The sequence below is a fragment of the Pseudomonas cremoris genome, from assembly GCF_014230465.1.
The window spans coordinates 75,646-91,267 of the sequence record NZ_JAAXCY010000018.1 but is presented as its reverse complement, the minus strand read 5'-3'; the positions used below and the strand labels follow the sequence as shown (position 1 = coordinate 91,267).

Here is a 15,622-nt window from a genome sequence, read left to right as displayed (position 1 = left end):
TTATTTCGTTTGCGACAGGGCCCGGCACACGGCTTAGATAAAAAGACGCCCGTCACTGCGAGTCCAGGATTCATGAGCCACGAAACCATCAGCCAATCGATTTCCATCGTTCACCCCATCAGCCTCAGCCACGGTAAAAACGCCGAGGTCTGGGACACCACGGGCAAACGCTACATCGATTTTGTCGGCGGCATCGGCGTGCTCAACCTTGGGCATTGCCACCCAGGTGTGGTCGAGGCGATTCGCGATCAAGCCACCAAGCTCACCCACTACGCCTTCAACGCCGCCCCCCACGCGCCATACATCGAACTGATGGAGCGCCTGAGCGCGTTCATCCCGGTGACGTACCCGGTCAGTGGCATGCTCACCAACAGCGGCGCGGAAGCGGCGGAAAACGCCTTGAAAATCGTACGCGGCGCCACGGGCCGCACGGCCGTGATCGCCTTCGACGGCGCGTTCCACGGTCGCACCCTGGCCACCCTGAACCTCAACGGCAAGGTTGCACCCTACAAGCAAAAAATTGGTGTACTGCCGGGGCCGGTGTATCACCTGCCCTACCCCAGCGCCGATAACGGCGTGACCTGTGCCGAAGCGTTGAAAGCCATGGACCGCCTGTTCAGCGTGGAAATCGACGTTGAAGACGTGGCCTGTTTCATCATCGAACCGGTGCAGGGCGAAGGTGGTTTCCTGGCCCTGGATATCGAGTTCGCAAAGGCACTGCGGCGTTTGTGCGACGAAAAAAACATCCTGTTGATTGCCGACGAAATTCAATCAGGCTTCGGCCGTACCGGCCAACGCTTTGCCTTCTCACGCCTGGGCATTGAGCCGGACTTGATCCTGTTGGGCAAAAGCATCGCCGGTGGCGTGCCGCTGGGTGCGGTGGTCGGGCGTAAGGCACTGCTCGACAACCTGCCCAAAGGCGGCCTGGGCGGCACGTACTCCGGCAATCCCATCGCCTGCGCGGCGGCATTGGCCACGCTGGACGCGATGACCGATGAACACTTAAAAACCTGGGGCTCGCAGCAGGAAGAAGCCATTGTCAGCCGGTATCAAGCCTGGCGCACCCAAGGGCTTTCACCCTACCTCGGCCGTCTTACGGGTGTCGGAGCCATGCGCGGCATCGAGTTGGCGAATGCCGACGGCACACCGGCAGCCAAGCAACTGACCCAACTGCTAAGCCTGGCGAGGGACGCCGGCTTGCTGCTGATGCCCAGCGGCAAGTCGCGCCATATCATTCGCCTGCTGGCACCGCTGACCATTGAGCCGGCGGTGCTGGAGGAAGGCCTCGATATTCTCGAAACCTGCCTCAAGCAGCTGAGCTAGTAACGCGCATCCACGGGTTTACCGCCGTTCGGCCAGTCCTTGACCTTGTCGGGGAAGTCCGGGCGCGGTTGGCCCGAGAAATACGCCGCCACGTCCACCGCTTCCTGGTCGGACAAACCGCCCTGGCCCAACGGGAATTTCTCGTGAAAGCCAATCGGCATGTTGCGTTTGACGAACGCCGCCGCCGTATACGTGCGGGCCATGCCAGCGCCAATATTGAACGACTGCTCGCCCCACAGCGGCGGGTAGATCAGTTCGCCGTCTGCCCGCGCCAGGCCCTGGCCATTGTCGCCATGGCACACCGCGCATTGCTTGGCGTAGACCTGCTTGCCATTGACCAGGTCCGGCTTGATCGCCGGGTCGACCTTGCCCACGCCACGCCCGGCGACCTTGTCTTCGGGGCGGGTGTTGTTTTTCATCCAGTCGAAGTACGCGACCATCGCCTGCATGTCCACTGACTGCGGTGGCAGCGGCGTTCCATTCATCGAGCGACGGAAGCAGCCGTTGATGCGCTCTTCCAATGTCACCACCTTGCCCGCACGCGGCGCATAGCTGGGGAAAAACGCCGAGACGCCCACGAACGGCGAGCCGTCCGCCACAGTGCCAGCGTTGAGATGGCAACTGGTGCAGTTAAGCGCGTTGCCGACGTTGTTGGGCAGCAGTGCCTTAGTCTGCAAGTGAAGGCGCATACCGCGAACCACTTGCTCGGCATTCGGTGCGGCGAGCAGATCGGCCAGGCGCGGGGTTTCAAAGGCTGACGAATCGGTGGTGACCGGGTTGAGCTGGTCGCGCAGCTTTTTTACCTGGGCTGCGCTGATGGGCGTGCCTTCATTGCCCCAGCGTGTGCGCACGAAGCTGAGGATTTCAGCGATTTCCTGATCTTGTAGCCGGGCGAAACCGGGCATGGTGTAGACCCGTGGGTGAGCGGCCGTTTGCGCGGTTTCCCAGCCGGTGAGGGTGATGTGCAGCAGCGACGTCGGGTTGCTTGAAACAATGCCCGGGTTCCCGGCCAGCGGCGGAAACAGCCCCCTTACGCCAGCGCCATCGCTGCGGTGACAGTCGCTGCAAAACTGCATGTAACCCAGCCCGCCACGGCTGGTGAATAAATCGGCAGGCGGCTCGGCGGGGGCATGGGCCACGGAGGGCATCGGCAAATCGTCTTTACCCGGCGGCAGGGACTTGAGGTAACTGGCGATGGCCGTGAGGTCGTAGTCACTGAAATGCTGGGTGCTGTGGTGAATCACATCGGCCATGTTGCCGGCGACCGTGGCAAAGCGGTTTTGCCCGGTCTTGAGCAGTTGCACGGTGTCTTCCACCGTCCACAGGTTGCGCAGGCTCAGGGCACGCCAGTGTTCGACGGTTTCGCCGGCCAGGTAATGCCGGCCGCTGCGGCCTTCATCACTCATGGCTTTTTCCTGGAACGCGAGGCCCCGTGGGGTATGGCAGGAACCGCAATGGCCGAGGCCCTGGACCAAGTAGGCGCCACGGTTAAGTTGTTCGTCACGGGCCGGGTCTGGTTTGAAGGGTTGCTTATCGAGGAAGGCAAAGTTCCACAACGCCAGGCCCCAACGCTGGTTGAAGGGGAAGCCCATGTCGGCGTCGAGGTTAGCCTTTTGCACCGGCTCTACGCCTTGCATCAGGTAGGCATACAACGCGCGCATGTCCGCTTCGCTCATCTTGGCGTAGGACGGGTACGGCATCGCCGGGTACAGGTTCATACCGCTCGGCGTCACCCCTTCGCGCATGACCCGGTCGAATTGTTCAAAGCTGTAGTTGCCGATGCCGGTGTCACGGTCCGGTGTGATGTTGCTCGAAAAAATCGTACCCATCGGCGTGCTCAGCTCCAGCCCGCCGGCCATCACTTGTCCTTGCTTGGCGGTGTGACAGGCGATGCAGTCGCCCAATTGCGCGACGTACTTGCCTTGTTCAATGAGTGAGGTGTCGGGGGAGTTGGCGTGCAGGGGTAGCGCCAGACACAGCGTCGCCCCCAGCAAGGCCAGGCGTGCAAGAGAAAGCGCCATCGCATTAATCCTTTAATCACCTGGCGTGGGGTGGTCCCCTCGGCGCAGGTCAGTGGTTGTTCTTATGTGTTCATCAGGCCTGGGTGTTGTAACGGATTTTTCGGCGAGCGGTTTTGATGTGGGTCAGGGGCAAATCGAAGTACAGCGTCGTAACCACAACCGTTGATAAGATGCCTCTTGAAGACATGTACGTATTTCTGTACGTTCTCTCCATCGAATCAGGAGCCCCACCATGGAAACTATCAACTACACAAATGCTCGTGCTCATCTGTCCGAAACGATGGACCGAGTTAACGAAGACCACATCCCTCTCCTGCTGACCCGACAGAAAGGTGAGCCGGTGGTGATGATCTCGTTATCCGAGTTCAATGCGCTGGAAGAGACGGCCTATTTGCTGCGCTCGCCTAAAAACGCAGAGCGCCTGATCAACTCAATCAACAGCCTGCGAGGCGGTAAAGCCAAACCAAGGCGGTTGATTGAAGAATGAAAATACTCTTTACCCCTGAAGGCTGGGACGACTATCTCTGGTTTCAACAGAACGATAAGGCAGGGCTCAAACGCATCAACCTCCTGATCAAGGCAATCCAACGAGACCCGTTCGACGGTGTCGGAAAACCCGAGCCCCTCAAACACAACCTCAGTGGTTTTTGGTCCCGGAGGATCACTTCAGAGCATCGTTTGGTCTATGGAATAGAAGACGATGAGGTTCAGATACTTATGTGCCGCTATCACTACTGACCACCTAATGCGCCTTACCTGAAAATAGCCCTGTATTTCTGCAAGGAAGCGTTCAATGCTCGACATCCTCCAAGGCACGCCCCTGTGGGTCTACGCCGCCTATCTGTGGATTTGCTACTACGGTATCAAGGCCTGCCTGGGGGGGCGCGAGAACCGCCGCTCGTTGATGATCCTGCCGGTGGTGCTGGTGGTGTGGTCACTGATTTCGCTGGTGCCTTCACTGCTGTCGAGCAGCGCCTGGGTCGGCGGCGCACTGGCCGGCAGCGTGGTGGGGATCTTGCTGTTCAACGCCAAGGGAGCCCAGCTCGACGCCAATGGCGAAACCCTGGTGCTGCCGGGCACTTGGAAGACCCTGCTGATCTCGCAGCTGTTCTTCGCGGTGAAGTATTACTTCGGCTTTCAGCAGGCCGTGCATCCTTTGCTGTTAAGCACGCCATCGATGTTGATGGCCATCGGCGCGGTTTCGGGGTTTACCGTAGGTCTGTTTTGCGGGCGCGCAGCCCGGCTGCAGCGCGCGCTGAATGCCTTGCGTCGCGATAAGGGCATTGTGCTGCCTTGACCTGATCCCCCTCCCCCCTGAAAATGCCCGACGCTTTTTTGTCCCCGTTTACTGAAGTGAAATTTCAATGTCCGATTCCCACCACGAAGAATCCGTAGTCGCCTTGCACTCCAAAGCTGAATACGAAAACGCCATCAATCTTTCACAGCATCTGCCAGCGGCCAAGATCATCAGCGAGATGGTGCTGGACGCGTTCCACACCTCCAAGGAAAGCGACCAGATCCGCGAACTGCGCGTCGCCATTCGCCAGGCCCACGACGCCTTCGACGACGACAAGGCGTACGACCTGATGGGCCAGCTCAAGCAACTCAAAGACGCCGAGGCGGCTGACAACGCCGCCCTGGAAAACCTGAGCAGCCAGTTTTCCATCAGCCGCATCCTGTCCAGCTTCAAGGACGACCCTGAGTTCCAGGAACTGGTCTACGGCCTGGCCCTGAAGGTGCTGAACCAAAGCCACCAGGCCATCAGCAACCCAAGCTCGGGCAAGAGCAAGGCCGCACGCCCCAAGAAAGAAGCCGAAGTGTTTGTGATCAGCAAGGACGGCATCAGTGTCACCCTGCCGCTGCGCACGCCGCGTTCCAAGCTGAACGTTGACCGCGAGGCATTTGAGTTCCTCGGTTTCGCCTTTGTGGGTGAAGGCGATGAGGCCGAGCTGGAAGTGGAAAGCTTTGTGGATAACTCGGGCACCGAACAGCCGTTGAGCCGCAAGAGTGTGATCACTGCACTGCAGCAGCAAAGCGCGTTCGAGGGGTACAGCATCGTTCAGCAGTAACCTGGATCCCGCCCCAAAAAAAGCCCCGCTCTTCTCTCGAAGGCGGGGCTTTTTCACAGCGGTGACACTCAGTGAGCGTAGGTCAGCAACAGCTCTTTCGGCACTTGGAAATCCAGGGACATCATCACGCTGAGCGCGGTGATGGTGAAGATCGAGAACACGAACAGCTTGCGCGCCCAGACGGTGTCATCCACCGCCTTGTAGCCCGTCCAGGCCATGTACAACCAGTACATGCCCATGGCGGCGGCGACGGCGAGATAGCTCATGCCGGCGTAGCCACTGAAGGTCAACATCAAGGTCGCCACGAGGAAGGCCAGGATGTACAGCAGGATGTGTTTCTTGGCCACCTGGATGCCACGCTTGACCGGCAGAACCGGAATCGAGGCAGCCAGGTAGTCATTGAAGCGAAAGATCGCAATGGCGTAGGAATGCGGCATCTGCCACAGGCTGAACATCACCAGTAGCGTCAGCGCGGCCATGTCGAAGCTATTGGTTACAGCCACATAACCAATCACCGGCGGCATCGCCCCCGACAGACTGCCCACCAGCGTGCCGTGAACCGACTTGCGCTTGAGGTACAGGCTGTAGAGACCGACGTAGATGACAAACCCGATCACGGCGAACAGCGCCGCCAGCGGGTTGGCCACCTTGTACAACAACGCCACACCGGCAACACCGAGGACGGTCGCGTAGACCAGTGCCAGTTTCAGGGAGATAAGGCCCTGGACCAGCACGCGGTTCTTGGTGCGCTCCATCTTGATATCGATGTCACGGTCGATGCAGTTGTTGAACACACATCCGGAAGCTACCACCAGGGACGTGCCGATCATCGCAGCCAGGAAGATGGCCAGATCGACATGCCCCTTGGAGGCCAGGAAGAAGCCGCCTGCCACAGAAAGCACGTTACCGAAAATGATCCCCGGTTTGGTGATTTGGATAAAGTGCTTAAGCGACATCGGGTCTTACCTCACTTCGCCATCATGAACGTATGGATGCTGAACATGATCCATATCGACAGGCCAACCAGCAGCAGGATTACGAGGCCTGCGAACACAAACGCAATCACGTTATCGCGCTGCTCTTTCGAGCGATCCAGGTGCAGGAAGTACACCAGGTGAACCAGAACCTGAATCACCGCGAATGCCAGCACGATCATCAAGGTGATCGACTTTGGCAGGGTCGGGTACATCACCAGACCAAACGGGATGAGCGTCAGGATTACCGACAGGATGAAGCCGATGGCGTACGACTTAACGCTGCCGTGGCTCGCATCATGGCTGTCATGGTCATGGGAGTGTGCATTAGCCATTACAGAGTCCCCATCAGGTAAACAACGGTGAAGACGCAGATCCAGACCACGTCCAGGAAGTGCCAGAACAGGCTCAGGCAGCTCAGGCGAGTCTTGTTGGTGTTGGTCAGGCCGTGTTTATTGACCTGATACATCATCACCGCCATCCACAGCAGACCGGCAGTTACGTGCAGACCGTGGGTGCCTACCAGCGTGAAGAACGCAGACAGGAAGCCGGAACGGTGCGGGCCGTAGCCTTCGGAGATCAGCAGGTGGAACTCGTTGATCTCCATGCCGATGAAGCCCAGGCCGAACAGGAAGGTCAGTGCCAACCAGCTCAGTACGCCCTTCTTGTTGCCCTTGTAGAAGGCCAACATGGCGAAGCCGTAGGTGATCGAACTGAACAACAGCAAGGCGGTTTCGCCGAGCACGTAAGGCAGTTCGAAGATGTCGTGGCCCGACGGGCCACCCGCTACGTTGTTTACCAGTACCGCGTACACCGCGAAGATCGACGCAAACAAGATGCAGTCGGTCATCAGGTAGAGCCAGAAACCGAAAACGGTCATCGGCCCCGAGTCGTGGTGATGGTCATCGTGCCCATGGTCATCGACATGGGCGTGTCCAGCATTGGTCACTAAGTTCGACATGGTTTAAGCCTGTTCCAACGAGGTTTCTACACGGTTGGCCGGGATTTTCTTCTCGGCGACCAGGCGAGCGTGCTGCTCGGCTTCGATGCGCTCGATCGTTTCGACCGGGACCATATAGCCTTGATCATCACGTGCTGCGTGGACAATGAAGTAGCCGATGGTGCCCACCAGGCTAACGATTGCCAGCCACCAGATGTGCCAGATCATCGCGAAACCGAACACGGTCAACAGCGCGCCCATCACCACGCCAGTGGCGGTGTTGTTCGGCATGTGGATCGGTTCATATTTAACCGGCTTCTGGTACGCAGTACCGTCTTCCTTGGCTTCGGTGAACGCATCAATGGTGTTCGCAGTAGGGATCACGGCGAAGTTGTAGAACGGAGGTGGCGACGAAGTCGACCATTCCAGGGTGTGGCCATTCCATGGGTCGCCGGAGTCGCAAGCGTTCTGCTTACGGTCACGGATACTCACGTACAGCTGGATCAACTGGCAGGCGATACCCACAGCGATCATTACCGCACCGAACATGGCAACGTACAGGTAAGGCACCCACTCAGGGTTGGTAGTAGCGTTCAGACGACGAGTCATGCCCATGAAGCCCAGTGCATAGAGCGGCATGAACGCGACGAAGAAGCCCGAGATCCAGAACCAGAATGCAGCCTTGCCCCAACCTTCGTGCAGCTTGAAGCCGAACGCTTTAGGGAAGTAGAAGCTGAAACCAGCGATGTAACCGAATACAGCACCACCGATGATCACGTTGTGGAAGTGAGCGATCACGAACAGGCTGTTGTGCAGTACGAAGTCAGCACCCGGAATGGCCAGCAGTACGCCGGTCATGCCGCCGATGGCGAAGGTCACCATGAAGCCCAGGGTCCACAGAACCTGGCTGGTGATACGCAGACGGCCGTGGTAGATGGTGAATAGCCAGTTGAATAGCTTCACCCCCGTCGGGATGGAAATCAGCATCGTCGCCAGGCCGAAGAAGGCGTTGACGCTGGCCCCCGAACCCATGGTGAAGAAGTGGTGCAGCCAAACCATGAAGCCCAGTACAGAGATCGCGCCCGATGCGTAAACCATCGAGTGGTGACCGAACAGACGCTTGCCGGTAAAGGTCGAGATCACTTCGGAGAAGATACCGAACGCTGGCAGGATCAGGATGTACACCTCAGGGTGACCCCATGCCCAGAACAGGTTCACGTACATCATTGGATTGCCACCAAGCTCGTTGGTGAAAATGTGGAAATCCAGGTAACGGTCAAGCGACAGCAGCGCCATGGTAGCGGCCAGGATCGGGAACGAAGCCACGATCAGGACGTTTGCCCAGGTGCAGGTCCAGGTGAAGATCGGCATGTCCATCAGTTTCATGCCAGGGGCGCGCATTTTCAGGACGGTGGCCAGGAAGTTGACCCCCGTCAGCGTCGTCCCTAGTCCTGATAACTGTAGCGCCCAGATGTAGTAGTCCACACCCACGCCAGGGCTGTACTGAATGCCCGACAACGGCGGATACGCAACCCAACCGGTCTTGGCGAATTCGCCGACACCCAGGGAAACGTTGATCAGCACCACGCCGGAGACCAGCAGCCAGAAGCTCAGGGAGTTCAGGAACGGGTAGGCAACGTCACGGGCACCAATCTGCAGCGGCAAGGCAAGGTTCATCAGGCCGGTGAAGAAAGGCATCGCCATGAAGATGATCATGATCACACCGTGAGCGGTGAAGATCTGGTCATAGTGTTCAGGCGGCAGGTAGCCAGGCGAACCCTCGGTGGCCATGGCCAACTGGGTACGCATCATGATGGCGTCGGCAAAACCACGCAGCAGCATGACCATGGCAACGATGACGTACATGACACCGATTTTCTTGTGGTCGACAGACGTCAGCCACTCGGTCCACAGGTAAGTCCACTTCTTGAAGTACGTGATTGCCGCAAACAGGCCCAGACCACCCAGCGCGATCATGGCGATGGTCACCATTACGATCGGCTCGTGGAACGGGACCGCATCCCAACTTAATTTACCAAACATCGTTTACTCCTCTGCCCCAGCAGTTGAATGCGAGCCCGTGTCAGAACCTTCAACCGCGGCCACTTCTTTCTTCTCGTGCTTGACCGGCTTGCCTGGCTTCATACCTTCGTACTTGTCGACGATTTTCTGAAACAGGTCCGGCTCGTACGTGGAGTACAGGGCGACTGGGTTGTTCTGGCTTGGTTTGGTCAGGGCGTCGTATTCAGCTTGATCAAGCTGTTTAGGTGCGGCCTTGACTTCGGCTACCCAGGCGTTGAAATCTTCCTGGCTCGTCGAGATCGCTTTGAATTTCATGCCGGTGAAGCCAGCGCCGCTGTAGTTAGCGGAGATGCCTTCCATTTCAGCTTTTTCGTTGGCGATCAGGTGCAGGCGAGTCTGCATGCCTGCCATCGCGTAGATCTGGCCGCCCAGAGCAGGGATGAAGAACGAGTTCATCACAGCGTCGGAGGTGATCCGGAAGTTAAGCGGGGTGTTCTCCGGGAACTGGATCTCGTTGACAGTGGCGATACCCAGGTCCGGGTAGATGAACAGCCACTTCCAGTCCAGCGCGACCACTTCGATGTTGATCGGCTTGACGTCGGATTCCAGCGGACGGTAAGGGTCCAGCTCGTGGGTCGACTTATAGGTGATGTAACCCAAGGCGATGATGATGAGAACCGGGACCAGCCACACCGCGATTTCGATCTTGGTGGAGTGCGACCACTTCGGCGCGTAGGTCGCGCTGGTGTTCGACGCACGGTATTTCCAGGCGAAGGCGAAGGTCATGATGATCACAGGCACCACAACCAACAGCATCAGCAGGGTGGCGGTGATGATCAGGTTTCGTTGATCCAGACCGATCTGTCCTTTCGGGTCCATCAAGGTCCACTTGCAGCCTCCAAGCATTAACATCATGCCAAGCAGCGGCAAAAAGCCTAGTAATCGGGGGTACCTGTTTTTACTCATCTCACGACCTCTAAAGCAGCTTGCGCAATGCAGTTGGGTTTTGATCGCCAACACTTCACCCTGCCAAGGGTTGGCATTTCTCTTCGATTGAATAAGAGCCTGCCCGTCACGCCATAACTGTACGTTTCACGGACCTGCGGTGAGTTCTTATTCGATTTCGTGGTTAAAGGCCTTGTTACAGACCAATTCCATTTGGTGCGGGTAGTTGAAAGGCTGCCGGAACCTTGGGGTCGCACAGAGCCATCCATCTGCCCCTCGACCGCTCCAGTGCTCAAATATTGAACAGCACCGGACATTCAGTGCGGGCGATTGTAGTTAGCTAGCGATGTATAAACCATGTCTTATAAAGAAATAATTTTTATCGATTACAGCAATAATCCTTCACCATTATTGCAAGGGTTCGCGATCTTATCGCGTTCGATTCTCAACAAAAACCACAAAAATTGCCGTGTTATTGGGCAACCCACCCCATCCCTTACGCGCTGTAAGGGCATGCAAAACCGTTGCAACCCCCCATAAAACAAGGCATTCGGACATCACCGAATGACTCACGTGGCGCACGCCTTGTGGCGGCGTGTAAACGACGAACTGACAGCACAATTTACCCTTGCGATGCAAATTTAAGCGCCGGTTTATCGGGTCAGAAGCGTCCTGCGGCAACCTCCGTGTGACAACATGTCGCACATTGCGCACACCTGAAATTGTCCTGCGTCACGCTCCGTTCACAAATCCCCGCAAGCAAAAAAACGCCCCGGCCTTCCCTCAAGAAGGACCGGGGCGTTTTGGAGGCAGCGACTCAAGTGTTGCGTTGGCGATTGCGATAGATGCCCAGCGGCACCAGGATCACCGTCAGCACGAACGCCACCAGCGCCCATTGCGCCAAGGACAGGCCCAGCACCGGCGGGTAAGGCGTGCTGCAGAAGCCATCGACCTGGAAGCCCAGCGGGAACACTTTGGCCAGTGGCAGTTCATCGACAATCGGTTGCAGCACATCGACGCCGCAACTGACCTCTGGGAAGAACTGGGTGTACACATGGTGACCAGCTGCCGCCACACCGCCGAGGGCACTGAGTATCACCAGCCCTTCAAAAAACGTGAGGGCACCCTTGGTGCGCATGGCTGCGCCGATGAACGCGAAGATCGCGATCAACAGCAAGGCGTAACGCTGCAGGATGCACAGCGGGCAAGGTGCCTCGCCCAGTACCACCTGCATATAAAGTGCACCGCCGATCAGCGCCAGGCAGATGATGCCCAGCAACACCAGAAAGCGCCGCTCCCTGCCTAAACGCAATTCGTCACTCATCTTAAGTTTCCCTTTGTCTGGTCGAGCCAATGGCCGCAAGTTTACACACAGAGAGTGGTTTAAACAGAGGGGGGTTAACGGCAGATTAATCAGAAGGAACACAGAGCCAAATGTCGCACCGCCGCTCCCACATTTTTGACCGCGTTACTCCAGCGCCGCAGCCGGCCCAAAGAACTCATACCGGCTTTGCTTCTCCGGTACACCCAACGCCTTGAGGTGGCGCTTGATCGCCGCCATGAAACCTTTAGGCCCCAGGAAGTACGCGTCCACATCCCGCTGCTCCGGCAACCACGCCGCCAGTTGCTCCTGGTTCAGCAGGCCGACCTTGTCCGCCGCCGGGCTCACGCCATCGTCCTCGGCGTAGCAATAAAAACGCTTGAGCTGCGGATGCTGCGCCGCCAAGCCATCGACCCAGTCACGGAACGCATGCACCCCGCCGTTGCGCGCGCAGTGGATGAAGTGCACCGGGCGCTGGGTGGCCAGGGCCGCTTCCAGCATCGGCAAGGTTGGGGTGATGCCCACGCCGCCGCTGATCAGCACCAGGGGCTTGTCGCTGGCGGCCAGGGTGAACTCACCGGAGGGCGGGAACAGGTCGATGGTTGCGCCGACAGGCACCTGATCATGCAGGTAGTTGGACACCCGCCCACCCGCCTCACGCTTGACGCTGATGCGGTACAGGCCCGAATCGCTCAGGGCCGACAGCGAGTAGTTGCGGCGCACTTCCTCGCCATCCAGCACCAGTTTCATGCCGATGTATTGGCCTGGGGCTGCGGCCAGGATCGGGCCGTTATCCACCGGGGCAAAGTAGAAGGAGATGATTTCGTCGCTCTCCTCCACACGCTTGACCAGCAGAAACGGCCTCGCACCACGCCAGCCACCCGGCGCCTGGGCTTTCTCGTCGTAAATCGCCGCTTCAGCGCCGATCAGGATATCCGCCAATTGGCCATAGGCCGCCCCCCAGGCACTCATCACCTCAGGGGTGGCGATCTCATCGCCCAGCACTTCGGAAATGGCCCGCAGCAGGCACGCGCCCACGATCGGGTAATGCTCCGGCAAGATCTGCAGGGCCACGTGCTTGTTGATGATCTTGGCCACCAAGTCGCCCAGTTGGTCTAACTGGTCGATGTGCCGTGCGTACATCAACACGCCATTGGCCAAGGCACGGGGCTGGTCGCCGCTGGCCTGGTGAGCCTGGTTGAACAACGGGCGAACTTCTGGGTACTCGGAGAGCATCATGCGGTAGAAATGGGTGATCAGCGCTTCGCCGCCGCTTTCCAGCAGGGGCACAGTGGATTTGACGATGGCACGGTCTTGGGCACTAAGCATGGCAGACTCCTGGGTCTTTTGACTGATTACCCTTGCTTACTCAGTATTCGTGCCAACTTATAAATCGTTATTTTTCAATGACTTAAAATCAATGTAGTCAGTATGACTTCCTACGCCGTATAGTCATAAGGACTACAAGGAGTCATTATGACTGCGCAATCGCTGCTCACCACCCTGCTGCCCCTGGTCGCCGACCTGTCCCGCGAACTGCCTGAAGGCGAGCGCTACCGCCGCCTGCTGCAAGCCATGCGCGCCCTGCTGCCGTGCGATGCCGCCGCCCTGCTGCGCCTGGACGGTGAATGGCTGGTGCCGCTGGCGGTGGACGGCCTGAGCCCAGACACTCTGGGCAGGCGCTTCAAGGTCAGTGAGCACCCACGCTTTGCGGTGCTGCTGAGCAGCCCTGGTCCGACGCGCTTCGACAGTGACAGCGAACTGCCCGATCCCTATGACGGCCTGGTCGATGGCTTGCATGGGCATCTGGAAGTCCACGATTGCATGGGCTGCCCGCTGTTCGTCGACGATCAGCCCTGGGGGCTGTTGACCCTCGACGCCCTCGACACTGAGCGCTTCGAACGCGTCGAGCTGGACGCCCTGCAAGCCTTCGCCAGCCTCGCCGCGGCCACCGTCAACGTGGCCGAACGTATCGAGCGCCTGACCCTGCGCGCCGAAATCTACCGCGAGGCCAGCGGCCAGCAACACAAGGAAATGATCGGCCAGAGCAAGGCGCACAAGCACCTGGTGGAAGAGATCAAGCTGGTGGGCGGCAGCGACCTTACCGTGCTGATCACCGGCGAAACCGGGGTCGGCAAGGAGCTGGTGGCCCAGGCGATCCACGCTGCCTCAACGCGAGCCGACAAACCGCTGATCAGCCTCAACTGTGCCGCCCTGCCGGAAACCCTGGTGGAAAGCGAGCTGTTCGGCCATGTGCGCGGCGCCTTCACCGGCGCGCTGAACGAGCGGCGCGGCAAGTTCGAGCTAGCCAATGGCGGCACGCTGTTCCTCGATGAAGTGGGCGAGCTGTCCCTGTCCGTACAGGCCAAGCTGCTGCGGGTATTGCAAAGTGGCCAGTTGCAGCGCCTGGGTTCGGACAAGGAACACCACGTGGATGTGCGCCTGATCGCCGCCACCAACCGCGACCTGGCTGACGAAGTGCGCAACGGCCGCTACCGCGCCGACTTCTACCACCGCCTCAGCGTCTACCCGCTGCAAGTGCCAGCCCTGCGCGAGCGCGGGCGGGATGTGCTGCTGCTGGCCGGCTTCTTCCTCGAACAGAACCGCTCACGCATGGGCCTGGGCAGCTTGCGCTTGACCGCCGATGCGCAGGCGGCGCTGTTGGCCTACAACTGGCCGGGCAATGTGCGCGAATTGGAACACCTGATCGGCCGCAGTGCGCTGAAAGCCTTGGGTAACTGCCGCGAGCGGCCGAAGATTCTCAGCCTGAGTGCCCAGGACCTGGACTTGCCGGACGTTAGCGCGCCCGCCATCGAAGCACCGACCGAGGTGATCCCCGTCGTCACCGGCGACCTGCGCCAGGCCACCGAGCACTATCAGCGCCAGATCATCAGCGCCTGCCTGGAACGCCATCAGCACAACTGGGCCAGCGCCGCCCGCGAACTCGGCCTGGACCGCGCCAACCTCGGCCGCATGGCCAAGCGCCTAGGCCTCAAATAGAAAGGGTCACCACATTAGATTTGTTTTGCCTTGAAGACTGGGTTCGCCAACTGGGCTGGCTTAGGCTTTCTGAACACCAACACATTCCCCAACATCACCAGCACCAACCCCGCCAGCGCTGGTGCCGTCCACTGGTAGCCCTCGGCAAACGCCGACACATTCAACGCCACCACCGGGAATAACACGGTGCAATACGCCGCACGCTCCGGCCCCATGCGCCCAACCAGGGTCAGGTACGCGGTAAAACCAATCACCGAACCCGGAATGACCAGGTACCACAGCGCGCCGATGTACCGCGCACTCCAATCCATCTCGAATGGAATACCGCGCACCGCGCAGTACGTGGCCAACATCGCTGAGCCGTAGGCCATGCCCCAGGCATTGGTGGTCAGCGGCTTGAGCCCGGCCTTCTGTTGCAAGCTCGAGAGCATATTGCCAGCCGAGAAACACATCGTCCCCAGCAACGCCAGGCCCAGGCCGAGCAAGGTCTGTGGGCTGGCGGTATGCCCCACCAGTTCTGGCCAGAACAGCAAGCCCAGCCCTGCCAGACCAAGCCCGCCGCCCATCAATACATTGCGCGCCACCCGCTGGCCGAAAAACACTCGGGCATTCAGCGCGTTCCACAGGGTGGCCGTGGAAAACACCACCGCCACCAGGCCGCTGGGGATCCATTGGCTGGCGGTGAGAAAGCACATGAAGTTCACGCAAAACAGGCACAGCCCCTGGGCCAGGCAGATCAAATGCCCGCGCCGGTTCATCACCTGCAACTTGCGGCTCACCAACAACAGCGCAAACAGCACCAGCGCCGCCAGGCCAAAGCGATAGACGATGGACACCGGGATCGCCACTACGCCCAACTGCCATTTGAGGGCAATCCAGGTGGTGCCCCAGATCAGCACGGTGAGTAGGTACAGGGAAAGGTTCATAGCGAGCTCCATCGATTGAGCCACAGTGTTGCCCTGAACCCGCGCAAGGCGCTTGCACAATCTTGCGCTTTTGTCGGGAGG

Annotated in this window: 15 protein-coding genes; 6 read left to right on the top strand and 9 right to left on the bottom strand. The window is 59.1% G+C overall.

Annotation, left to right across the window (positions count from 1 at the left end; translation table 11 throughout):
* The first annotated feature begins 72 nt into the window (after positions 1-72).
* Entirely contained in the window at positions 73-1,323 is a 1,251-nt protein-coding gene (locus HF257_RS31455; RefSeq protein WP_185710341.1) for a 2-aminoadipate transaminase, read from the top strand.
* Here the strand turns inward: HF257_RS31455 and HF257_RS31450 are convergent.
* Positions 1,320-3,344, bottom strand: a complete 2,025-nt coding sequence (locus HF257_RS31450; RefSeq protein WP_185710342.1) for a c-type cytochrome — start codon at positions 3,342-3,344, stop codon at positions 1,320-1,322. The genes HF257_RS31455 and HF257_RS31450 overlap by 4 nt on opposite strands.
* A 232-nt stretch (positions 3,345-3,576) precedes the next feature.
* Between HF257_RS31450 and HF257_RS31445 the strand changes: the two genes are divergently transcribed.
* The 4 genes from HF257_RS31445 (at position 3,577) to HF257_RS31430 (ending at position 5,413) form a co-directional block, all read left to right on the top strand.
* A complete protein-coding gene (locus tag HF257_RS31445) occupies positions 3,577-3,831 on the top strand; it encodes a type II toxin-antitoxin system prevent-host-death family antitoxin (RefSeq protein ID WP_185710343.1) in 255 nt (84 codons plus the stop codon).
* Complete coding sequence (locus HF257_RS31440; RefSeq protein ID WP_185710344.1) at positions 3,828-4,082, top strand: Txe/YoeB family addiction module toxin; 255 nt, start codon at positions 3,828-3,830, stop codon at positions 4,080-4,082. Before HF257_RS31445 ends, HF257_RS31440 begins: the two co-directional genes overlap by 4 nt.
* 55 nt (positions 4,083-4,137) lie before the next feature.
* Positions 4,138-4,641, top strand: coding sequence for a DUF6622 family protein (locus HF257_RS31435; RefSeq protein WP_185710345.1), 504 nt, complete (start codon positions 4,138-4,140; stop codon positions 4,639-4,641).
* Positions 4,642-4,708: 67 nt separating this feature from the next.
* Positions 4,709-5,413, top strand: a complete 705-nt coding sequence (locus tag HF257_RS31430) for a hypothetical protein (RefSeq protein WP_185710346.1) — start codon at positions 4,709-4,711, stop codon at positions 5,411-5,413.
* A gap of 68 nt (positions 5,414-5,481) precedes the next feature.
* Here HF257_RS31430 and cyoE read toward each other — a convergent pair whose 3' ends face one another.
* From cyoE to hmpA, 7 genes are all read right to left on the bottom strand, one after another.
* Positions 5,482-6,369 carry a heme o synthase gene (gene cyoE, locus HF257_RS31425; protein WP_034100500.1) on the bottom strand — a complete coding sequence of 296 codons (888 nt, stop codon included), beginning with the start codon at positions 6,367-6,369 and terminating at the stop codon, positions 5,482-5,484.
* Between the two features lie 11 nt (positions 6,370-6,380).
* The gene (gene cyoD, locus HF257_RS31420) at positions 6,381-6,722 is read right to left on the bottom strand and encodes a cytochrome o ubiquinol oxidase subunit IV (RefSeq protein WP_010206434.1); all 342 of its coding nucleotides are present in this window, start codon (positions 6,720-6,722) and stop codon (positions 6,381-6,383) included.
* Entirely contained in the window at positions 6,722-7,348 is a 627-nt protein-coding gene (locus HF257_RS31415) for a cytochrome o ubiquinol oxidase subunit III (protein ID WP_010206435.1), read from the bottom strand. Before HF257_RS31415 ends, cyoD begins: the two co-directional genes overlap by 1 nt.
* Positions 7,349-7,351: 3 nt before the next feature.
* Positions 7,352-9,370: a cytochrome o ubiquinol oxidase subunit I gene (gene cyoB / locus HF257_RS31410; RefSeq protein WP_185710347.1), complete on the bottom strand. Its 2,019-nt coding sequence runs from the start codon at positions 9,368-9,370 to the stop codon at positions 7,352-7,354.
* Positions 9,371-9,373: 3 nt separating this feature from the next.
* On the bottom strand, positions 9,374-10,315 hold the full coding sequence (gene cyoA / locus HF257_RS31405) for a ubiquinol oxidase subunit II (RefSeq protein ID WP_105697895.1): 942 nt from the start codon (positions 10,313-10,315) through the stop codon (positions 9,374-9,376).
* 796 nt (positions 10,316-11,111) lie between these two features.
* Positions 11,112-11,618: a disulfide bond formation protein B gene (locus HF257_RS31400; RefSeq protein WP_185710348.1), complete on the bottom strand. Its 507-nt coding sequence runs from the start codon at positions 11,616-11,618 to the stop codon at positions 11,112-11,114.
* A gap of 144 nt (positions 11,619-11,762) precedes the next feature.
* A complete protein-coding gene (gene hmpA / locus HF257_RS31395) occupies positions 11,763-12,944 on the bottom strand; it encodes an NO-inducible flavohemoprotein (RefSeq protein ID WP_185710349.1) in 1,182 nt (393 codons plus the stop codon).
* A 147-nt stretch (positions 12,945-13,091) separates the two neighbouring features.
* Between hmpA and norR the strand changes: the two genes are divergently transcribed.
* Positions 13,092-14,615 (top strand): nitric oxide reductase transcriptional regulator NorR, encoded by a 1,524-nt coding sequence (gene norR, locus HF257_RS31390; protein WP_185710350.1) that lies wholly within the window; start codon positions 13,092-13,094, stop codon positions 14,613-14,615.
* 14 nt (positions 14,616-14,629) lie between these two features.
* Here the strand turns inward: norR and HF257_RS31385 are convergent, their stop codons facing one another.
* Positions 14,630-15,541 carry a DMT family transporter gene (locus tag HF257_RS31385; RefSeq protein ID WP_185710351.1) on the bottom strand — a complete coding sequence of 304 codons (912 nt, stop codon included), beginning with the start codon at positions 15,539-15,541 and terminating at the stop codon, positions 14,630-14,632.
* Positions 15,542-15,622 lie beyond the last annotated feature (81 nt).

Excerpts from the sequence above, each read along its gene's own strand:
- hmpA (WP_185710349.1), bottom strand. The coding sequence starts at position 12,944 with ATGCTTAGTGCCCAAGACCGTGCCATCGTCAAATCCACTGTGCCCCTG.
- HF257_RS31400 (WP_185710348.1), bottom strand. The coding sequence starts at position 11,618 with ATGAGTGACGAATTGCGTTTAGGCAGGGAGCGGCGCTTTCTGGTGTTG.
- cyoD (WP_010206434.1), bottom strand. The coding sequence starts at position 6,722 with ATGGCTAATGCACACTCCCATGACCATGACAGCCATGATGCGAGCCAC.
- HF257_RS31440 (WP_185710344.1), top strand. The coding sequence starts at position 3,828 with ATGAAAATACTCTTTACCCCTGAAGGCTGGGACGACTATCTCTGGTTT.
- cyoB (WP_185710347.1), bottom strand. The coding sequence starts at position 9,370 with ATGTTTGGTAAATTAAGTTGGGATGCGGTCCCGTTCCACGAGCCGATC.
- HF257_RS31430 (WP_185710346.1), top strand. The coding sequence starts at position 4,709 with ATGTCCGATTCCCACCACGAAGAATCCGTAGTCGCCTTGCACTCCAAA.
- HF257_RS31385 (WP_185710351.1), bottom strand. The coding sequence starts at position 15,541 with ATGAACCTTTCCCTGTACCTACTCACCGTGCTGATCTGGGGCACCACC.
- cyoE (WP_034100500.1), bottom strand. The coding sequence starts at position 6,369 with ATGTCGCTTAAGCACTTTATCCAAATCACCAAACCGGGGATCATTTTC.
- HF257_RS31435 (WP_185710345.1), top strand. The coding sequence starts at position 4,138 with ATGCTCGACATCCTCCAAGGCACGCCCCTGTGGGTCTACGCCGCCTAT.
- HF257_RS31455 (WP_185710341.1), top strand. The coding sequence starts at position 73 with ATGAGCCACGAAACCATCAGCCAATCGATTTCCATCGTTCACCCCATC.
- norR (WP_185710350.1), top strand. The coding sequence starts at position 13,092 with ATGACTGCGCAATCGCTGCTCACCACCCTGCTGCCCCTGGTCGCCGAC.
- HF257_RS31445 (WP_185710343.1), top strand. The coding sequence starts at position 3,577 with ATGGAAACTATCAACTACACAAATGCTCGTGCTCATCTGTCCGAAACG.
- HF257_RS31415 (WP_010206435.1), bottom strand. The coding sequence starts at position 7,348 with ATGTCGAACTTAGTGACCAATGCTGGACACGCCCATGTCGATGACCAT.
- HF257_RS31450 (WP_185710342.1), bottom strand. The coding sequence starts at position 3,344 with ATGGCGCTTTCTCTTGCACGCCTGGCCTTGCTGGGGGCGACGCTGTGT.
- cyoA (WP_105697895.1), bottom strand. The coding sequence starts at position 10,315 with ATGAGTAAAAACAGGTACCCCCGATTACTAGGCTTTTTGCCGCTGCTT.